Below are 20,317 nucleotides of genomic sequence, written 5' to 3' on the forward strand. Positions count from 1 at the left end.
GGGATACAGAGAGACCCGACTCTTTTAATCTTTCAAGGAGCAAAGAATGCTGATTCTGACTCGTCGAGTTGGTGAGACCCTCATGATAGGCGATGAGGTCACCGTGACAGTTTTAGGGGTGAAGGGCAACCAGGTGCGCATTGGCGTAAACGCCCCGAAAGAAGTTTCTGTCCATCGTGAAGAGATCTACCAGCGTATCCAGGCTGAAAAATCCCAGCAGTCCAGTTACTAAGGTTTTCGCGTCTCACCTTTCTGGTGAGGCGCAACCTGATTGAGTCACCCTTTTTCTTTTCTTTTCTTTTCTTCTCTTTTCTTCTTCGTCCTCCCCATTTTTTCGATTCTACTGGGCGTAATGCCTTTCCCGACGAAGTTTCCGTTTGTTCACTGCTTCAGGAAATTGCCAATTTATCTGTTGATAAAACACTCTTTTTGCCGTTTTTGCAGACTAATTGCGCGTGAAATGTGCAAACGATAAAAGCTCTGGAAAAATTGTTTGACTTATAAGTCCCAGAAAGTAATATGTGCGCCACGCAGCGACGATGAGCAGAAACAAGTTCTTCGAAGCACTCGCAAGAGGCGTGTTGGTGAGGTGGCCGAGAGGCTGAAGGCGCTCCCCTGCTAAGGGAGTATGCGGTCAAAAGCTGCATCCGGGGTTCGAATCCCCGCCTCACCGCCATTTGCATCCGTAGCTCAGCTGGATAGAGTACTCGGCTACGAACCGAGCGGTCGGAGGTTCGAATCCTCCCGGATGCACCATCTTCTCTGCAATAACGCATTAGCGTTGTTACGGAAATCGATATCACTTTAGTAGCGATATCAAATCTGCAGTAAGTAAGTTTTCCTGATGCATCCGTAGCTCAGCTGGATAGAGTACTCGGCTACGAACCGAGCGGTCGGAGGTTCGAATCCTCCCGGATGCACCATCTTCTTCGCAGTATCAGTAGTAAACAGCAATTCCCGATGCATCCGTAGCTCAGCTGGATAGAGTACTCGGCTACGAACCGAGCGGTCGGAGGTTCGAATCCTCCCGGATGCACCATCTTCTCCGAGATAGCAGCAAAACTGTTGTTTCATGGTCTGCGAGATAATCGCCAGTACCAGGGAGAATAACGTTGCTTCAGCAACGGCCCGCAGGGCGAGGCGCAGCCGAGTAATCCTCCCGGATGCACCATCTTCTTTGCAGTATCAGTAGTAATCAGCAATTCCCGATGCATCCGTAGCTCAGCTGGATAGAGTACTCGGCTACGAACCGAGCGGTCGGAGGTTCGAATCCTCCCGGATGCACCATCTTCTCCGAGATAGCAGCAAAACTGTTGTTTCATGGTCTGCGAGATAATCGCGAGCACCAGGAAGGATAACGTTGCTCCAGCAACGGCCCGCAGGGCGAACGCTAGTGAGTCATCCTCCCGGATGCACCATCTCCCCCTTTAAATTATTTCCACATACTCTCTGAACACCCCTCAATTCGCTGTCAGCGACAAAATCAATCAATTACGATAAAATAACGTCTGGTCATTCGGCTTGTGAGAAGACGATGTACGAACGTTATGCGGGTTTGATTTTTGATATGGATGGCACCATCCTGGATACTGAGCCAACGCACCGTAAGGCGTGGCATGAGGTATTGGGGCATTATGGGCTGCGGTTTGATGAACAAGCCATGGTCGCCCTCAACGGCTCCCCAACGTGGCGTATTGCCCAGTCGGTAATTGAATTGAATCATGCCGATCTTGACCCCCATGCCTTAGCGCGCGAGAAAACTGACAAGGTGAAAAGCATGTTGCTGGATAGCGTCCAGCCTCTACCGTTGGTTGACGTCGTGAAAGCCTGGTATGGTCGCCGGCCTATGGCGGTAGGAACGGGGAGTGAAAGCGCAATTGCAGAAGCGCTGCTCGCTCACCTTGGACTGCGTCGCTATTTTGATGCTGTCGTCGCAGCCGATCACGTACAACGCCACAAACCTGCTCCTGATACGTTTTTGCTTTGTGCCGAACGTATGGGGGTTATTCCGGCTCGTTGCGTCGTGTTTGAAGATGCCGATTTTGGAATACAGGCGGCGCACGCTGCGGGAATGGACGCCGTGGATGTCCGGTTATTGTGAGTGATGGACTGTCGCTCCTGTCACTGTTTGCCAGCAGTTTTCTCAGCGCCACGCTATTACCCGGTAATTCTGAAGTCGTTTTAGTTGCTTTGCTGGTCTCCGGGATAAGTCATCCCTGGGTCTTAGTCTTAACAGCAACAATGGGTAATAGCCTTGGAGGGTTAACTAACGTTATCCTTGGGCGTTTCTTTCCTTTGCGTAAAACATCGCGCTGGCAAGAAAAAGCCACTGGCTGGCTGCAGCGCTATGGCGCTGTCACACTATTATTAAGCTGGATGCCGGTTGTAGGTGATTTATTGTGCCTGTTAGCCGGGTGGATGCGCATCTCGTGGGGTCCAGTTCTCTTTTTCTTATGCCTTGGCAAGGCGCTGCGCTATGTTGTTGTCGCAGCGGTTACGACGCAAGGCATTATGTGGTGGCACTAATTGTGTTGTGAGATAGCCTTCAGGGTAACCAATACCATTATGCTAATTAAAACGATTTTGACAGGCGGGAGGTCAATTTGATCCCGGACGTATCACAGGCGCTGGCCTGGCTGGAAAACCATCCTCAGGCGTTAAAGGGGATTCAACGTGGTCTGGAGCGTGAAACGCTGCGTGTTAATGCAGATGGGTCATTAGCAACGACAGGCCATCCTGAGGTGTTAGGCTCAGCGCTAACGCATAAATGGATAACTACTGACTTTGCCGAAGCGCTGCTGGAATTTATCACTCCGCCAGGCGATGACATTGAGAAAATGCTCACATTCATGCGCGACCTGCATCGTTATACCGCCAGAAACCTGGGCGACGAGCGTATGTGGCCGTTGAGCATGCCTTGCTATATTGCCGAAGGCCAGGATATCGAACTGGCGCAGTACGGCACGTCGAACACCGGTCGCCTGAAGACGCTGTACCGTGAAGGCCTTAAAAACCGTTACGGTGCGTTGATGCAGACTATCTCAGGCGTACACTACAACTTCTCGCTGCCAATGGCTTTCTGGCAGGCGAAGTGCGGCGTAACCGAAGGCGAAGATGCTAAAGAGAAGATCTCTGCGGGCTACTTCCGTCTGATTCGCAACTACTACCGTTTTGGTTGGGTGATCCCGTATCTGTTTGGCGCCTCTCCGGCCATTTGTTCCTCATTCCTGCAAGGAAAACCAACAACCCTGCCGTTTGAAAAAACCGACTGCGGGATGTACTACCTGCCGTACGCGACCTCGTTGCGTCTGAGTGATTTGGGCTATACCAATAAGTCGCAAAGCAATCTTGGAATTACGTTTAACGATTTGCATGAGTATGTGGCAGGATTAAAGCGCGCGATTAAAACGCCCTCCGAGGAGTACGCAGCGATCGGTCTGGAGAAAGACGGTAAGCGTCTGCAAATCAACAGCAACGTTCTGCAGATTGAAAATGAGCTGTATGCGCCTATTCGTCCGAAACGCGTCACTCGTCGTGGTGAAACACCATCTGATGCGCTTCTGCGTGGCGGTATCGAGTACATCGAAGTACGCTCGCTGGATATCAACCCGTTCTCACCGATCGGCGTGGACGAGCAGCAGGTGCGCTTCCTCGATTTGTTTATGGTCTGGTGTGCGCTGGCCGATGCCCCGGAAATGAGCAGTGATGAATTGCTGTGTACGCGTAAAAACTGGAACCGTGTGATTCTCGAAGGGCGTAAGCCTGGACTGACGTTAGGTATTGGCTGTGAAACAGCCCAGTTCCCGCTGCCTAAGGTTGGGAAAGATTTGTTCCGCGATCTGAAACGCGTGGCACAAACGCTGGACAGCATCGATGGGGGAGAGGAGTATCAGAAGGTCTGTGATGAACTGGTTGTCTGTTTTGACAATCCTGAACTGACTTTCTCTGCCCGGATCCTACGGTCTATGATTGATGAAGGCATTGGCGGTACGGGCAAAGCGCTGGGTGAGGCTTACCGAAATCTGCTGCGTGAAGAGCCATTAGAAATATTGCAGGAAGCTGAATTTATTGCTGAAACCGAGGCTTCGAAGCGTCGTCAGCAGGAGATAGAAGCGGCTGATACTGAGCCGTTTAGCGTGTGGCTGGAAAAGCACGCTTGATACAAAAGAAAAAGGCCACTCGGGAGTGGCCAAAATTTCATCTCTGAAAACAGGGATGATGATAACAAATGCGCGTCTTTCATATACTCAGACTCGCCCCGGAACAAAGAGTTCAGATTATTTTTAAAAAATTTATCGGAGGTGGCTAAATGCCGTTGTTAGATAGTTTTACTGTCGATCACACCCGGATGGAAGCTCCCGCAGTCCGGGTTGCAAAAACGATGAATACCCCGCATGGCGACGCAATCACCGTGTTTGATCTGCGTTTCTGCATTCCGAACAAAGAAGTCATGCCTGAGAAAGGTATCCATACGCTGGAGCACCTGTTTGCAGGTTTTATGCGTAACCACCTGAACGGTAATGGCGTTGAGATTATTGATATCTCTCCGATGGGATGCCGTACCGGCTTCTACATGAGCCTGATTGGTACGCCGGACGAGCAGCGTGTTGCCGATGCGTGGAAAGCGGCAATGGCGGACGTGCTGAAAGTACAGGATCAGAACCAGATCCCGGAGCTGAACGTTTACCAGTGCGGTACGTATCAGATGCACTCTCTTAGCGAAGCACAGGATATCGCGCGTCATATTCTGGAGCGGGATGTACGCGTGAACAGCAATGAAGAGCTGGCGCTGCCGAAAGAGAAATTGCAGGAACTGCATATTTAGTCTTATTGATTAGCTGTTCCAGTATTTAAATTAACCCCGGTTTATGTCCGGGGTTTTTTATTTCGTCATATAATCTATATCTATTATATTTACGACAGGAATATAATTTCAGTTAATTAATGGGTGACCTGTTAAATAATAAAACGTGATCTGGTAAACAGAAAATAATGGATAATTAACGATGCCAGCCCACACCGATCACATAAATCAAAAAACATAAATAATTAATAGAAAAACATAATGGAATACGCCAGGTATCCAGGTAATAAAAAGACTCTTTTCATCGCTGGTGGATGGGGTTTTTATCAAATCTTATCTGGTATACATTAAACTTTAGGGATAAAAAATGAAGGTGAAATATTTAGCGCTTGTGGTCGGCGCTTGCTTTTCGCATAACCTTTGGGCAGCAAATACCGCTATTGAACAGCGTCTTGTCGAACTGGAGCAGCGCGTGATTAATGCCGAACAGCGAGCCGCAGATGCTGAATCGCAAATTCGCTCGCTGAGGCAGCAGCAGGTAGCTGCAGCGCCGACGGTGCAAGTACAGTCTGCTGAACCCTCCGCCTCTACGAAAAATCCACCCAAGTTAACGCTATCCGGTTTTAGCGATATCAAGTTCTATGGCGACGTTGAGTTTAATATGGATGCGGCAAGCCGCTCTGGTAGTCTGACATCAACCAGAACTTCGGCAAATAAAGATTGGGCGCCGGGAACGAATGAACGTTGGGATATCAACGGGCGTCTGCTATTAGGGTTTGATGGCTACCAACGACTGAACAACGGTAATTTCGCCGGCTTCTCAGTTCAGCCGCTGGCAGACCTGACCGGAAAAATGAATCTCGATGATGCAGTGTTCTTTTTTGGTCAGGAAAAAGACTGGCAAATTAAGGTCGGACGTTTTGAAGCGTACGATATGTTCCCGCTGAATCAGGATACGTTTATTGAATATTCAGGTAATACGGCGAATGATCTTTACAGTGATGGTTATGGCTATATTTATATGATGAAAGAGGGGCGTGGACGTAGCGACAGCGGCGGTAATTTCCTGATCAGTAAAACCATCGATAACTGGTATTTTGAAGTGAATACATTGATGGAAAATGGCAGTACGCTCTATACCGAGAAGCAGTACCACGGGATGGACTTAACCAATGATAAAAACGTGGCTTACGTGCGCCCGGTGATCGCCTGGCAAAACGGGCGTTTCTCGACGGCAGTGGCGATGGAAAGTAACGTCGTTAACAACGCCTACGGCTATTATGAGAACGGGAAGTGGATCGATCAGTCCGATCGTACGGGGTATGGTTTTACCATGACCTGGGACGGACAAAAAACCGATGCGGAAGACGGCGCGGTGATTAACCTGAATACTGCTTATATGGACGCGACCGATGAGACCGATTTTACCGCTGGGGTGAACGCGTTGTGGCATCGATTCGAACTGGGCTATATCTATGCGCATAACAAAATCGAAGCCTTCAATGCTACCAATATAGATGCCGTTTGTGAGAACGATTGCTGGATCACCGATCCCGGCAATTATGACATTCACACTATTCATGCCTCATATTTATTCCCCAATGTGATGGATATGAAAAACTTTAATATCTATCTCGGTGCTTATGCCTCATGGGTTGAGGCCGATCCGAACAATGGCGACAACAGCGAAGATGCACGTTACGGTGGACGCCTGAGATTCAAATATTTTTTCTGATGCTGGCCACAATAAAAAAGGGATCCGCAGATCCCTTTTATCAGAGAGTTAGTGCGCTCCACCGCCGCCGCCGCCCGCGCCGAAGGGCGGTTTAGCGAACCATACCAGACCAAGCAAAACCAGGAAGATCCCCGCCGACATCCAGAAGATTTCGTTGGCGGAAATAATCAGACCCTGATTAGTGATCTGCTGAGCTATCCACCCTGACGCCTGCTGGTGCGTCATCCCTAAATCCTGCAGCTTATCGTACATAGCCTGTGCATTTGGGTTGTAGGGGTTAACAGATTCCGTTAGCTGAGCATGGTGCAGCGACTCACGGTTAGTCCACATCGTTGTTGTAATCGATGTACCAATAGAGCCGGCCAGCGTTCGCGTAAAGTTAGACAAGCTCGATGCAGCCGCCAGACGCTCAGGCGGTAAACCGGACAGCGTAATGGTCGTCAGCGGCATAAAGAAGCAGGCTACTGCGAACCCCTGAATAAACTGCGGCCAGGCCGATGCGCCAAAGTCCATACCCGGCTCGAACGTCCACGCACGCCAGTAGAAACAGACGGCGTACATAATAAAACTGAACGTCACCAGCCGACGCATATCCAGCTTGTGCGCGAAGCGGCCGATAATTGGCGACAGGATCACCGGAATAATCCCTACCGGTGCGGACGCCAGACCAGCCCAGGTTGCCGTATAGCCGTATACCTCCTGCAACAGCTGCGGCAGCAAGACGATGGCACCGAAGTAGAGCATATAGGCCAGGCTAATACACAGGCAGCCGATGGTAAAGTTACGCGATTTAAACAGCGAGAGATCGACAATGGGGTGCTCGTCGGTAAGCTCCCAGACGATCAGGAAGCTGATAGCAACCACGGCGACCACCGTCAGGATGATAATCTCCTGCGAGGCGAACCAGTCCAGCTCTTTGCCGCGGTCGAGCATAATCTGTAAACTGCCGATACCGATGACCAGCAGTGCCAGACCAATGGCGTCAATGCGCCGCTGCTCGGTTTTGGTTTCCCGACCGCGCAGGGTTTGCAGGGTCATCAATACCACCGCAGCCCCGATTGGCACGTTGATAAAAAATATCCAGCCCCAGTGATAGTTGTCGCTGATATAGCCCCCCAGAATAGGACCACATATCGGGGCAACAATCACCGTCATCGACCATAGCGCGAGGGCGATGGAACGCTTGGCGGGTGGATAGTTATTCAGCAACAGGCTCTGTGACAGCGGAATTAATGGACCGGCGACAATACCCTGGATTACGCGGAAGAAAATCAGCATGTTCAGGCTGGTGGACATCCCGCATGCCCATGACGCAATGACGAAGGCGATAGTTGACCACATAAAGAGTCTTACTTCGCCAAAGCGTTTTGCCAGCCAGCCGGTGATCGGAATAGAGATAGCGTTCGCTACCCCGAATGAGGTGATCACCCAGGTTCCCTGGCTCAATGAAGAGCCGAGGTTCCCGGCGATAGTGGGGATCGCCACGTTAGCAATGGTGGAGTCCAGCACCTGCATGAATGTCGCCAGGGACAGCGCGATCGTCATTATCACGAGCTGCGCGCCTTCCAGCGGTTTTTGCTGTTGCATCACACGCACCTTTGAATTAGCCCGCGTTGGCCCGCACGATCTCTTCGATCATCTTATTGACCGGAGCAAGGTCGATTTCACGTGCATTACTTTCTGATACCGGCGTGGTGCGGACCTGGCTTGCCAGAATTTGTCCGTCACGATTGGAAGTATCGACTGTAACCAGCGTAGACAAACCGATCCGCAGAGGATGCTGTGCCAGCTGCTGCGCATCCAGTTCGATACGCACCGGCAGACGCTGGACGACTTTGATCCAGTTCCCGGTCGCGTTTTGTGCTGGCAGCAAGGAGAAGGCGCTGCCCGTTCCCATATCGAGGCCGACAACTTTACCGGTATATTTCACGTCATCGCCATAAATATCGCTGACAACCGTCGCGGGTTGACCAATACGAATGTGGGCGAGCTGTGTTTCTTTGAAGTTGGCATCCACCCACAGGTTGGTGGCCGGAACAACCGCCATTAACGGCGTGGTTGGGCTAATCTGCGCACCAGGCTGTACGGCGCGGCGGGATACATAACCGGTCATTGGGCTGACAATTCTGGTACGTTCCAGCGCCAGCCAGGCATCGCGCACTTCGGTGGCGGCCTGTTGTACGGCGGGTTGATCTTCCAGCTTGCTGCCGAGAATCATTGCCTGGTTAGCATTATATTGTTGGATTGCGACATCAAGCTGAGCCTGAGCGCTGGCGACGGCATCACGCGCATGTTGCAGCTCTTCGCGGCCAATCAGGTTGGCGTTGCCCAGCGGGACTCGGCGATTAAAATCGCTTTGTGCCTGCGCCAGAGCTGTTTTCTGCACTTCAATGTTGGCCTGTAACTGCTTGCTGTTGATCATCAACTGGTGCGTCTGACGCACGCTGGAGGCCAGCGCAGTTTTGGCTTTTTCAAATGCCTGTTTGGCATCTGTCTGGTCGAGGGTGACCAGCACATCGCCTTGTTTTACAAAGTCAGTGTTATCAGCCCAGACTTTCGTCACGCTGCCTGATACCTGCGCCATGATTTGAACCTGGTTCCCTGCCACGTACGCATCGTCTGTATCTTCGTAATGACGCAGTACTAAAAACCAATAAATCCCATATGCCACGGCAATGATAATAAAGAGCAAGGTCAGAAGGAGAAGCAGACTTTTACGTTTGCCATTCTTCTTGACCGGTTGCTGCGGGGTTTGAGTCTCCGCATTTGCGCTCATGTTGTTCTCCACGATCTTCTTTTTATTCACATCGGCTGAGCCGACCTGTTTATCAGACAGGCCAGCAGTATGCGTGCTGGCCTGTCGGTTTTTTCATTTATAAATCTGGATTTCTGAGCGAGTCGACGCCTTAGCGCAGCGCTTCTAACACCGCTCCATCCTGCTCCATCTGATCAAGACGGGTCAGAAGTTTACGGGTAATTTGCTCAAGCTGATCTTTTTCGGTGGTGCTAAGAGACGACCAGAGCTGGTGCAGGCAATTATGCTGAGGCGGTAACACCTCTTGCAAAAATGCATGGCCTTTCTCGGTCAATTGCAGATGCAGACAGCGGCGATCGTTATCGCTTTCGCGACGTTCGATCCAGCCACGTTTTTCTAACTCATCCGCGATGCGGGTAGCGTTAGTACGTGACGAGCCAAGCGCACAACTCAGTTCAGAAGGCTGAATACTGTGGTTTTCCTGAGACTCCAGCGTAATCAACGCCATAAACAACGTCTCGTTAATCCCTTGAGCTTTCAGCATCTTATTGCGATTTTCCAGCAGCTTGCCCTGCATGTGCATGCATAGACGAGTCAGAAGCACTTCCTGATAAGGGAACTCTTCGTAGCGGCTGGCGCGAAATTTTAGCATTTGTTCAATGGGCGTAAACGAACTATCCATTTGGGTATAACCTCATTAATTTCAGCCGATATAGTAACGACAGTGACAAATAAAGTAAATGTATTATTAATTTAAAATGATTGTTTTTATCTATAAGACAACCAGCATTTTCCAGGCTAATCCATAGCCCAGAGCACTCAGTAACGTTGGAATGATGATGCTGCGGGTCTTATAGAAGCTTGCACCCAGTATGACAAACCCCACCAGAGTAGGCACGAACCGACGAGCGTCGTGCATCACTTCTGGCGCGGTAGACACCACCAGCAGGGCGCAAATTGATGTAATGCCAATAGTGTCGAGTAATATGCCCGTCGCGCCGCGCTTCGTCGGGCGAACATTGCCGACCCCAAGACGGAGCGGCAAATAGCGAAAACAGTAATTTACGCAGCCGACCAACAGGCCAAGTAGCAGAACTTCATAGCTCATCAGGACCTCCTTGCCAAAATGACTGGATGAGCGCCGTCAGGCATCCACAGACAATACCTGCAAGGATAGCGGCAGGGATGGAAAACAGCATGACGCCAGCCAGCGCCCCGGCCAGGGCCGCAGTCACGCAGAGCGCCTGTTTTCGTTGGAATGACGCGAGCAGGAAGCTCATAAACAGCGCCGGGAGCATGAAGCCCAGTGCCGCTTCAACCGCCGGGTAATCTTTGAGTAAACCACTGCCGGAAAACGCGCCGAGCACCGTACCAAACACCCAGGAGACCCAGGAGCATAGCGCAATGCCGATCATCCAGTTTTCACTCCAGCGCCGGTTATCCCGTACCAGTTTCGCCGTTGCAGCGGCAAAGACTTCATCGGTAAGGCCAAAAGCCCACAGCGCGCTTTTGGGTTTACTCAGTCGCTGGGCGATCCGACTACGCAGGGAAGGGCCGTACAAAACATGACGGACATCCATGGCCATGACGGTCAGCGCGGCGACCCACAGCGAACTGCCTGCGGCGAGCATGGTGGTAATGACAAACTGGCTGGCTCCCGCATAGATAATGCAGGAGAAAAAGACGCCTTCAACCGGCGTAAAGCCAAGGCGAGTGGCATTGAGACCAAATGCAAAAGCGACCGGAATATAGCTGATAACAATTGGCAGGCTGTCTTTGAATCCTTCCGTTAACGTTGCCGAACTGGATTCAGACTGGGGTACAGGGCTTTCCATAGGGTTATAGGTTTCATTACCGAAATTAATATAACTTGGTTCAATGAGTTATAACCTTAGCAGACTGATGGGCTCCTTAACACCCTGTGGAGCCCAATCAGCGGTAAACATGCGTTATACGCTTAATTTACGGCTTCCTGACGGTGAAAACCTCGCCACCAGACCAACAGGTTGAGTATGGCAACGGTCGTACCTGCCAGACAAACGCCAGCCCACCCGGCATGCTGCCAGGCAGAGGCTGAAATCAGCGAACCTGCCGCTCCGCCAATAAAATAGCTGGTCATGTATCCGGCTGTCAGGCGATTACGCGCGTCAGGATGAATGCGATAGATAACCGTCTGGTTGGTGATGTGCACTCCCTGAACGGTGAGGTCCAACACCAGAATACCGATAATCAGCATGGGGACTGAAGCGTGCCCAAACCAAATAGCAAGCCAGGAGAGCAGCAGTAATAGCAGCCCCATAGTTGTGGTCAGGTGGGATTTACCTTTATCGGCAAAACCGCCCGCCGGACGTGCGCCTAACGCCCCTGCGGCACCCGCCAGACCGAACAGACCAATCATTCCTTCCGAATAGTTAAACGGCGGCGCGGCGAGCAAAAACGCCATCGAGGTCCACAGAATACTGAAATTGGCAAAAGTCAGGCATCCCAGCATCGCGCGGGTACGCAGCAATTTATCGTGAATAAACAGGCTGAATACGGAGCCTAACAGCTGCGGATAGTTGAGATGGGTATCGGATTTCATCTTCGGCAGGCCGCGCCACAGTGCAACTGCCATCAGCGCCATTAATACTGATGCGACCCAAAATACGGTGCGCCAGCCGCCAAGATTCGCCAGTAATCCCGCCACGGTGCGTGCCAGTAGAATACCTAGCAGCAGGCCGCTCATAATCGTGCCGACGACCTTACCGCGCTTGTCCGGTGTGGCAAGCGTTGCCGCCAGCGGAACTAAAATCTGTGCCACTACCGAGAACAGCCCGGTCAGGGCTGTACCGAGGATCAGCATACCCAGCGACTGGCTGCTGGCGGTGATCAGCATGCCACCAGCCGCTAACAGCGTCATGGAGACAATCAGCATCCGGCGTTCAAACATATCGCCGAGCGGCACTAAGAACAGCAGGCCGGCGGCGTAGCCGAGCTGGGCCGAGGTGACGATAAACCCTGCGGTACTGGCAGAGAGCGAAAAGTTGCGCGCGATGGTGTCGAGCAGCGGCTGCGCATAATAGTTACTGGCGACGGCGAGGCCGGTGGCGATAGACATTAACAGGATTAGCGAAGGGCTAAGTCCCTGAGTTGTTTTCGTCATGGTTTTCAACTGAATAATGGATTGCAGAAAACAATCATAACGGAAGTGATTAAATGTTGCTGATTTGTTGAGTGATGGATTGTGCGATTGGAGGAGGGTGGATAGGCCGGATAAGGCGCATCGCGCCACCATCCGGCATTGGTATGGTTATTGTGCCTGATGACGCTACGCTCATCAGGCCTACGAGTGGGTTATTTCTGCGCGGCCAGCGCTTCGTTCACCCAGCCGTCAAACTGCTGCTGGTGGGCTTTGATCCAGCCGTCAACGTGACCCTGCACGTCGGCTTCAGACGCTTTCCCGTCGTGCATCATTGCGTTTTGCGCGTTGATATCCGCCAGCGGCAGCTTCATGATGGCAAACAGTTTCGCCGCAGCCGGGTTTTTCTCCGCCCAGGCTTTATTGGCGACAATATGCATCGTGTTCACCGGGAAGCCGTAGTTGGCACCGTTTGGCAGCTTGGTATCAATATCTTTCTGCTCGCCTGGCAGGGAAGAGAACGGCACCTGCAGCCAGACCACATCTTTACCCGGCTTCATTACGTCGCTGACCCAGTACGGTGTCCAGGTGTAGTAAAGAATGGGTTTACCTTCTTTGAAGCGGGTAATGGTGTCAGCCATCATTGCTGCGTAGTTACCGTGGCTGACTTCGACGGTTTTTTCCAAATCAAAAGCTTTGTTCTGGTGGTTGATTACTGCTTCACAACCCCAGCCTGGTGAACAGCCCATCATATCGGCTTTTCCGTCACCGTTGGTGTCAAAGATTTTGGCGATCTTCGGATCTTTTAACTGGGCGATATTGGTGATTTTGTACTGCTCAGCGGTTTTTTTGTCGATCAGATAACCCTGTGCGGCACCCGTAACGAATACCCCCTCGCGATAAAACTTTTTGTCTCCGCCCGCCGCGGCGTACATATCATCATGCAGCGGCTGCCAGTTCACGGCGGTAAAAGTTGCATCGCCAGAGGCAATGGAGGTATAGCCGACGTTGTAGTCAACTTCGCTGGTTTTGTTAACGGTGTAACCCAGTTTCTCCAGCGCACGAGCGACTAACTGCGTCTGGAAGGATTCTTCAGAGATAGTGCTCTGGATTGGCTGTACGGTGATGCCTTTGCCCGGCAGGTCGGCAGCGAAAGTGCTGGTGGAGACAAGGGTGGCAAACGCTGTGGCAATAATTGCTTTCTGTCGCATCGTTGTTCCTTAATTATTGGAGGGACGTGTAGGCCCGGTAAGCAATGCGCCACCGGGCAACGGGTGAATTACTTCGTGAAAGGGCGAGTGATAAGCCCAACGGGACCAGTGGTGTACCAGCGACGGTTGCCACGGCTACGCGAATCGCGACCAACGGCCTGCGTCAGGCGATCCAGAATGATGGCGAGGATCACAATTCCAACTCCGCCGACGGTGGCAAGCCCCATATCCAGACGACCAATTCCGCGCAGAACCATCTGACCCAGCCCGCCCACGGCAATCATCGACGCGATGACGACCATTGAGAGCGCCAGCATCAGCGTCTGGTTAACCCCGGCCATAATGGTGGGCATTGCCAGCGGGAGCTGCACTTTAAACAGCATCTGACGCGGGCTGGCACCAAACGAACGCGAGGCTTCAATCAGATCGGCTGGCACCTGGTTAATTCCCAGAATAGTCAGACGTACGATTGGCGGCAGGGCGAAGATAATCGTCACCACTACGCCCGGGACGTTACCAATACCGAACAACATGACAATCGGCACCAGATAGACAAACGCGGGTGTGGTTTGCATGGCGTCCAGCAGCGGGCGAACAATTTTTGCTGCCCGTGGACTGCGCGCCAACCAGATCCCCATCGGCAGACCGATCACCACGCAGAACAGCAACGCGGTCAACACCAGCGCCAGGGTTATCATGGCCTGCGACCACGCGCCGATGGCACCGATGGCAATCAAGGAAATCAGCGTAGCAACGCCCATCCCAACGCCGGAAATTTGCCAGGCAATCAGCGCGAACAGGATAATCGCCACCGGGGCTGGCATACCTAACAGCAGCTGTTGAAAACCGTTGAGAATGTAATCCACCGGGACACGAATGCCCTGGAAGACTGGACGGAAATGGGTAACGACCCAGTCGATCCCCTCTGTGACCCAGCTGTCCAGCGGGATCAGCGTTTTATGGAACGGATCCATAATATTGAAATGCTCTGGTGCCGGCGCGGGGGCGCTGGTCAGCCAGTCCGCGCCACCGCCATCAGTGGGCGCACCGGATGGCGTGCTCCAGGCATCGGCAGTTTGTGCGGCGCTGTCGGCCGCTGGTGTGGTATCCCACGGATTAGTTTGATCAGCCATTGTTTACCCCCTCACGATCTAAAGCCTGTAACAGCATGCGTTTTGAAATGACGCCCACATACTGCTGTTCCTCATCAACAACCGGCACCGCGCACGGGGCCTGGCCGACATGAGAAAGCAACTCGCTGAGAGGAGTTTGTGCATCTACGGCTAACGGCTCATCGATCAATGCCGCTTCAATACCTTGCGCCTGACTTAACGCTGTTTTTAAGGAGTCGATTGAAACAACGCCAACGAATTTATTGCCGCGTTCGATCACGTAACCATATTCGCGATCTTTGTCCTGCAATAATTGCAGCGCCGAACGTGGACCCACCCCGGGCGTTTTACGAATTAAACCTTCGGGGCTACGGCGTGAAATATCTTTCGCACTGAAGACCTGGCTAATATCAACGCCACGGAAGAAGGTGCGTACATAATCATTGGCTGGATTATTCAGGATTTCATCCGGCGTGCCGACCTGGACCACTTCACCGTTTTGCATAATGGCAATTCTGTCGCCAATACGCATAGCTTCGTCGAGATCATGCGATATAAAGACCACGGTGCGCTGATGCTTCGCCTGTAGTTTTACCAGTTCATCCTGCATCTCAGTACGAATTAATGGATCGAGGGCTGAGAAGGCCTCATCCATTAATAAGATGTCAGGATTAATGGCTAATGCACGGGCGAGGCCCACACGCTGACGCATCCCCCCGGAAAGTTCATCCGGATATCCGTGAGCATAATTCTCCAGACCAACCTGACGTAGCGCATCTAACGCTTTTTCACGACGTTCATCCGCACCAACACCGGCTAATTCCATGCCGAATGCCGTATTGTCCAGCACCGTCATGTGCGGCATCAGGGCAAAGGACTGGAACACCATCGCAATCTTTTTTCTGCGCACCTCGCGAAGCTCAGCATCGGATATCCGGGCGATGTCTACGCCGTCAATCAATACCTGCCCGCGGGTGGGTTCAATCAGGCGATTGAGAAGGCGTACCATTGTGGATTTACCCGAACCGGATAATCCCATGATGACAAATATCTCGCCTTCTTCAATGGCCAGACTGGCGTTCTTAACGCCAAGCGATAGCCCCGTTTTATCCAGAATCTGCTCTTTTGAAAGTCCTTTTTCAATATATTTGAAGGCTCTCTGCGGATGCTCTCCAAATATCTTATAGAGATTTTTAACTTCTAATTTAATTGCCATGCAATAGAATGATTCCTGTTATTTGTTTATATCGATATATTACCTGATGGAAATAGTGACCTTTTTCTACCCTAACATACTGAGAATCTGAGACAACCCTGAATTTGGTTGTGGCATGAATATTGCCAAAGGCCAGGTGGCGGGACTTCCCATGATATAAGGGCTGAGCGCGAATGTGAGCGGCTTAATATTTTTTGTAAATGGCAATGAAAAATCGCCTGAATTGCTGGAATGCAGGCGAATAATGCGGCTGATATTGAGTGTAGATCACACAATTATATTTGCACGACAAAAGTGTGATCCTGTTAAAATATTTCCGCGAAAAATGTACGGTATTTCCCGTGAAAATGAGTGCTAGAAATTCCAGTCGTCATCTTCGGTTTCGACCGCTTTTCCCATCACATAGGATGAACCGGAACCCGAGAAGAAATCGTGGTTTTCGTCAGCGTTGGGCGACAGCGCGGCAAGGATTGCCGGGTTAACCTCCGCCATTTCAGGCGGAAATAGCGCCTCATATCCCAAATTCATTAATGCCTTATTGGCGTTGTAACAAAGGAAGGCTTTGACGTCATCCACCCAGCCGGTCTCTGCATGCAATTCTTCCGTATAACGCGCTTCGTTATCATACAATTCCATCAACAGGTCAAAGGCAAAATGCTTTAACTCTTCGCGTGCTGATTCGGAAATATGCTCCAGACCTTTTTGATATTTATAACCAATGTAATACCCATGAACCGCTTCATCACGAATGATCAGACGAATGAGATCGGCGGTATTGGTCAGTTTACCGCGACTGGAGAAATACATCGGTAACCAGAAGCCAGAATAGAACAGGAAGGATTCCAAAAACACGCTGGCTATTTTTTTCTTCAACGGTTCGTCGCTGGCGTAATGTGCCAAAACGATCTGCGCCTTGCGCTGGAGTGGGGTATTTTCTTCACTCCAGGTGTAAGCTGCATCCACATCTTTGGTCTGGCAAAGGGTGGAGAAAATAGAGCTATAGGAACGGGCGTGCACCGCCTCCATAAAGCTGATATTCGACAGCACCGCCTCTTCATGCGGTGTTAACGAATCAGTCATTAACGCTGGTGCTCCGGCAACATTCTGAATGGTGTCGAGCAGCGTCAGCCCGGTAAAAACGCGGATTGTTAGCTGCTGTTCGGCTGCGTTCAACGTTTGCCAGGCCGGAATGTCATTGGAGAGCGGGACCTTTTCCGGGAGCCAGAAGTTACTGGTCAGACGGTTCCATACCTCAAGATCTTTATCATCTTCAATCTTGTTCCAGTTGATGGCGCTCACGCGGGATAATGTCATTTTCTCCTCCTTACAGCGCGCATGACACGCAGCCTTCGATTTCGGTGCCTTCCAGCGCCAGTTGGCGTAGTCGGATGTAGTACAAGGATTTGATGCCCTTACGCCAGGCGTAAATCTGCGCTTTGTTGATATCGCGCGTGGTGGCGGTATCGGGGAAAAAGAGCGTCAGTGAAAGCCCCTGATCGACATGTCGCGTTGCTTCAGCGTAGGTATCAATGATTTTTTGTGGACCGATCTCGTAGGCATCCTGATACAAGGCCAGATTCTCATTGGTCATAAACGGGGCAGGGTAGTAAACGCGCCCGGTTTTGCCCTCTTTGCGAATCTCCACTTTCGACACGATCGGGTGAATGCTTGACGTGGCATGGTTGATGTAGGAGATAGAACCGGTGGGCGGAACCGCCTGTAAATTCTGGTTATAAATACCGTAGCGCATCACATCTTCACGCAGTTGTGCCCACATCTCGCGCGTCGGTAGCGTAATGCCGCTGGCGGCAAACAGTGTGCGGACCTTGTCGGTTTTTGGCTGCCAGTCGCTCTGCAGATACTGGTTAAAATACTCGCCGCTGGCGTAGCGTGACTGTTTGAATCCGGCAAAGGTTTGACCCCGCTCGCGAGCGATCTTCATTGACGTATTCAGCGCATGCCATGTGATGGTGTAGAAATAGAGATTGGTGAAATCCAGCCCTTCCGACGAGCCGTAGGCGATCCCTTCCCGCGCCAGATACCCGTGCAGATTCATCTGCCCAAGACCAATCGCGTGCGACGCGCTGTTCCCGGCGTCGATCGAAGGCACGCTGCGGATGTGGCTCATGTCCGAAACGGCGGTTAAGCCGCGAACCGCCGTTTCCACGGTACGACCAAAATCGGGTGAATCCATGGTATGGGCAATGTTCAAGGAGCCGAGATTGCAGGAGATATCGTGCCCGATCTGCTCGTAATTGAGATTTTCATCGTAGGTGGAGGCACTGTTAACTTGCAAAATCTCCGAGCACAGGTTGCTCATATTGATCCGACCGGCAATCGGATTGGCGCGATTCACCGTATCTTCAAACATGATGTAAGGATAACCAGACTCAAACTGGATCTCGGCCAGCCGCTGGAAGAATTCGCGGGCGTTAATGTATTTTTTGCGCACGCGTTCGTCGGCCACCAGTTCGTCATACCGCTCACTCACGGCGATATCACCGAACGGTTTGCCGTAAATCCGTTCCACGTCATACGGTGAGAACAGTGCCATCCGGGCATTTTCTTTCGCTAGCCGGAAGGTGACGTCGGGGATCACCACGCCAAGCGAGAGCGTTTTGATGCGGATTTTCTCGTCGGCGTTTTCGCGCTTGGTATCGAGAAAACGTAAAATATCCGGATGGTGTGCGTGCAGATACACCGCGCCTGCGCCCTGACGTGCCCCGAGTTGATTCGCATAAGAAAACGCATCTTCCAGCATTTTCATTACCGGGATCACCCCAGAGGACTGGTTCTCAATGCGTTTAATGGGCGCACCTGACTCGCGCAGGTTGGAGAGCAAAAATGCCACGCCGCCGCCGCGTTTGGAGAGCTGAAGTGCGGAGTTGACCGCCCGACCAATAGACTCCATGTTGTCTTCAATACGAAACAGGAAGCAGGAGACCAGCTCGCCGCGTTGCTGTTTACCGCAGTTTAAAAAGGTTGGCGTGGCGGGCTGAAAGCGCCCGGAGAGCATTTCATCGGTCAGTTGCATCGCGAGTGCTTCATCGCCCTGCGCCAGCGTGAGTGCCACCATCGTTACCCGATCCTCAAAGTCTTCGAGATAGCGCTTACCGTCGAACGTTTTCAACGTATAGCTGGTGTAGAACTTCCATGCGCCGAGGAACGTCTGGAAACGGAATCCGCTGGCGTGGGCGTGGGCGAATAGCTTCAGCACGAACGCGCGATCGTAGCGGGCTAACACGCTGGCATCGTAATAGCCTTCATCCACCAACGTTTCCAGGCGCTCCTGCTGGCTGGCAAACGCCACCGAGTTGGGGCGGACGTGTGCGGCAAAGAAGGCCTCCACCGCCTGATGGTCTTTGTCGAACTGAATGCGCCCGGCTTTATCATACAGATTCAGCATGGCGTTCAGGGCGTGATAATCCAGCGTTGGCTGCATTACACGTTCTGCGGTTGTCGTTGCCAAAATTCGCTCACTCCTTTTCGAACGTTGTCGATATCGCTTTGGGTGCCCATCAGCTCAAAGCGATAGAGCCACGGCACGCCGCATTTTTGTGAGATGACATCACCCGCGCGACCGTAGGCGTCACCGAAATTACGATTGCCGGAGGCGATCACTCCACGGATTAACGCCCGGTTGTGTGTATCGTTTAAAAAGCGGATCACCTGTCTTGGGACCGCGCCAGCAGTGCCGCCGCCGCCGTAGGACGGCACGATTAATATGTAAGGTTCGTCTACTCGGATCGGCTCGCGTTCGTTAAGCGGAATGCGGATGGCAGGCAGCCCCAGACGCTGCATAAAGCGGTGCGTATTTTCTGAGCTGCTGGAGAAGTAGACGAGCTGACTCATGCGCTGGCCACACGGTGTTCCGGATGCAGACGGTTGATCATGTCCGGGCGAAACCCTGACCAACTGGTTTCACCCGCGACTACGACCGGTAACTGGCGAAACCCTTGATCGCGCAGGTTATCAGCCAAATCGGGCTGTAAATCGACGTTTACCATCTCAAAGTCAAAACCACGGCTTTCCATTGCCCGTTTGGTGGCATGACACTGAACACAGTTATTGCGAGTGTAAATAATAATACGCATGATTCGTATTTCCATTTAAAAATAAAAGATCGGCGCGATAGAGGGCGTCGGGTTGTGTGTGTCCTGATAGGAAAGATACTAGATGTAGTTTTAAAAAGATTCAACCATACAAGATATGGGAATTTTAGATTGATGATGGGCTGGGTTATGGGCATGGCAGGGGAAGTGATATGTACCATCGCAGGTTGCCGGATGGCGCGCGTCGCGTCTAATCCGGCCTACAGGAAAGCACTTCCCAGGCCGGATAAGGCGTTTATGCCGCCATCCGGAAG

General features: G+C 51.8%; 19 protein-coding genes and 5 tRNA genes. 11 read left to right on the plus strand and 13 right to left on the minus strand.

Annotation, left to right across the window (positions count from 1 at the left end):
- Positions 1 to 46 precede the first annotated feature (46 nt).
- The 11 genes from csrA to GFB57_RS10005 all read left to right on the plus strand — a co-directional run bounded on the left by csrA (position 47) and on the right by GFB57_RS10005 (position 6,539).
- Positions 47 to 232: a carbon storage regulator CsrA gene (gene csrA, locus GFB57_RS09955; protein WP_000906486.1), complete on the plus strand. Its 186-nt coding sequence runs from the start codon at positions 47 to 49 to the stop codon at positions 230 to 232.
- 351 nt (positions 233 to 583) lie between these two features.
- Positions 584 to 676, plus strand: a tRNA-Ser gene (locus GFB57_RS09960).
- A 3-nt stretch (positions 677 to 679) separates the two neighbouring features.
- Positions 680 to 756, plus strand: a tRNA-Arg gene (locus GFB57_RS09965).
- Between the two features lie 90 nt (positions 757 to 846).
- Positions 847 to 923: transfer RNA gene (locus tag GFB57_RS09970), tRNA-Arg, on the plus strand.
- 39 nt (positions 924 to 962) lie between these two features.
- Positions 963 to 1,039 (plus strand) — tRNA-Arg (locus GFB57_RS09975).
- Between the two features lie 171 nt (positions 1,040 to 1,210).
- Positions 1,211 to 1,287, plus strand: a tRNA-Arg gene (locus GFB57_RS09980).
- A gap of 247 nt (positions 1,288 to 1,534) precedes the next feature.
- Complete coding sequence (yqaB, locus tag GFB57_RS09985; protein WP_003037319.1) at positions 1,535 to 2,101, plus strand: fructose-1-phosphate/6-phosphogluconate phosphatase; 567 nt, start codon at positions 1,535 to 1,537, stop codon at positions 2,099 to 2,101.
- Positions 2,098 to 2,526: a YqaA family protein gene (locus GFB57_RS09990; protein WP_003037317.1), complete on the plus strand. Its 429-nt coding sequence runs from the start codon at positions 2,098 to 2,100 to the stop codon at positions 2,524 to 2,526. The genes yqaB and GFB57_RS09990 overlap by 4 nt, the downstream gene beginning before the upstream one ends.
- Positions 2,527 to 2,603: 77 nt before the next feature.
- Entirely contained in the window at positions 2,604 to 4,160 is a 1,557-nt protein-coding gene (gene gshA / locus GFB57_RS09995; protein WP_003037314.1) for a glutamate--cysteine ligase, read from the plus strand.
- Positions 4,161 to 4,309: 149 nt separating this feature from the next.
- Positions 4,310 to 4,825 carry an S-ribosylhomocysteine lyase gene (luxS, locus tag GFB57_RS10000; protein WP_003037312.1) on the plus strand — a complete coding sequence of 172 codons (516 nt, stop codon included), beginning with the start codon at positions 4,310 to 4,312 and terminating at the stop codon, positions 4,823 to 4,825.
- 346 nt (positions 4,826 to 5,171) lie between these two features.
- Positions 5,172 to 6,539 carry a carbohydrate porin gene (locus tag GFB57_RS10005; RefSeq protein WP_003037309.1) on the plus strand — a complete coding sequence of 456 codons (1,368 nt, stop codon included), beginning with the start codon at positions 5,172 to 5,174 and terminating at the stop codon, positions 6,537 to 6,539.
- Positions 6,540 to 6,587: 48 nt separating this feature from the next.
- On the opposite strand, the gene emrB is transcribed toward GFB57_RS10005, so the two are convergent.
- From emrB to nrdH, 13 genes are all read right to left on the minus strand, one after another.
- Entirely contained in the window at positions 6,588 to 8,126 is a 1,539-nt protein-coding gene (gene emrB, locus GFB57_RS10010) for a multidrug efflux MFS transporter permease subunit EmrB (protein WP_003037306.1), read from the minus strand.
- A gap of 16 nt (positions 8,127 to 8,142) precedes the next feature.
- On the minus strand, positions 8,143 to 9,315 hold the full coding sequence (emrA, locus tag GFB57_RS10015) for a multidrug efflux MFS transporter periplasmic adaptor subunit EmrA (RefSeq protein WP_003037303.1): 1,173 nt from the start codon (positions 9,313 to 9,315) through the stop codon (positions 8,143 to 8,145).
- Between the two features lie 130 nt (positions 9,316 to 9,445).
- Positions 9,446 to 9,976, minus strand: a complete 531-nt coding sequence (gene emrR, locus GFB57_RS10020) for a multidrug efflux transporter EmrAB transcriptional repressor EmrR (RefSeq protein ID WP_003037300.1) — start codon at positions 9,974 to 9,976, stop codon at positions 9,446 to 9,448.
- 90 nt (positions 9,977 to 10,066) lie between these two features.
- The gene (gene ygaH / locus GFB57_RS10025; protein WP_003037297.1) at positions 10,067 to 10,402 is read right to left on the minus strand and encodes an L-valine transporter subunit YgaH; all 336 of its coding nucleotides are present in this window, start codon (positions 10,400 to 10,402) and stop codon (positions 10,067 to 10,069) included.
- Positions 10,392 to 11,129: an AzlC family ABC transporter permease gene (locus GFB57_RS10030; protein ID WP_003037292.1), complete on the minus strand. Its 738-nt coding sequence runs from the start codon at positions 11,127 to 11,129 to the stop codon at positions 10,392 to 10,394. Before GFB57_RS10030 ends, ygaH begins: the two co-directional genes overlap by 11 nt.
- Before the next feature lie 122 nt (positions 11,130 to 11,251).
- Entirely contained in the window at positions 11,252 to 12,436 is a 1,185-nt protein-coding gene (locus GFB57_RS10035) for an MFS transporter (RefSeq protein WP_003037289.1), read from the minus strand.
- A gap of 191 nt (positions 12,437 to 12,627) precedes the next feature.
- A complete protein-coding gene (proX, locus tag GFB57_RS10040; RefSeq protein WP_003037288.1) occupies positions 12,628 to 13,623 on the minus strand; it encodes a glycine betaine/L-proline ABC transporter substrate-binding protein ProX in 996 nt (331 codons plus the stop codon).
- A 68-nt stretch (positions 13,624 to 13,691) separates the two neighbouring features.
- Positions 13,692 to 14,756 carry a glycine betaine/L-proline ABC transporter permease ProW gene (proW, locus tag GFB57_RS10045; RefSeq protein ID WP_003037285.1) on the minus strand — a complete coding sequence of 355 codons (1,065 nt, stop codon included), beginning with the start codon at positions 14,754 to 14,756 and terminating at the stop codon, positions 13,692 to 13,694.
- Positions 14,749 to 15,951, minus strand: coding sequence for a glycine betaine/L-proline ABC transporter ATP-binding protein ProV (gene proV / locus GFB57_RS10050; RefSeq protein ID WP_003037282.1), 1,203 nt, complete (start codon positions 15,949 to 15,951; stop codon positions 14,749 to 14,751). The genes proW and proV overlap by 8 nt, the downstream gene beginning before the upstream one ends.
- A gap of 354 nt (positions 15,952 to 16,305) precedes the next feature.
- Positions 16,306 to 17,265: a class 1b ribonucleoside-diphosphate reductase subunit beta gene (nrdF, locus tag GFB57_RS10055; protein ID WP_290366966.1), complete on the minus strand. Its 960-nt coding sequence runs from the start codon at positions 17,263 to 17,265 to the stop codon at positions 16,306 to 16,308.
- 10 nt (positions 17,266 to 17,275) lie between these two features.
- The gene (gene nrdE, locus GFB57_RS10060; protein WP_290366967.1) at positions 17,276 to 19,420 is read right to left on the minus strand and encodes a class 1b ribonucleoside-diphosphate reductase subunit alpha; all 2,145 of its coding nucleotides are present in this window, start codon (positions 19,418 to 19,420) and stop codon (positions 17,276 to 17,278) included.
- On the minus strand, positions 19,393 to 19,803 hold the full coding sequence (gene nrdI, locus GFB57_RS10065; protein WP_003037273.1) for a class Ib ribonucleoside-diphosphate reductase assembly flavoprotein NrdI: 411 nt from the start codon (positions 19,801 to 19,803) through the stop codon (positions 19,393 to 19,395). Before nrdI ends, nrdE begins: the two co-directional genes overlap by 28 nt.
- Positions 19,800 to 20,045 carry a glutaredoxin-like protein NrdH gene (gene nrdH / locus GFB57_RS10070; protein ID WP_003037270.1) on the minus strand — a complete coding sequence of 82 codons (246 nt, stop codon included), beginning with the start codon at positions 20,043 to 20,045 and terminating at the stop codon, positions 19,800 to 19,802. Before nrdH ends, nrdI begins: the two co-directional genes overlap by 4 nt.
- Positions 20,046 to 20,317 lie beyond the last annotated feature (272 nt).

This window comes from Citrobacter sp. S39 (assembly GCF_009495675.1).
Taxonomy (GTDB): domain Bacteria; phylum Pseudomonadota; class Gammaproteobacteria; order Enterobacterales; family Enterobacteriaceae; genus Citrobacter; species Citrobacter freundii.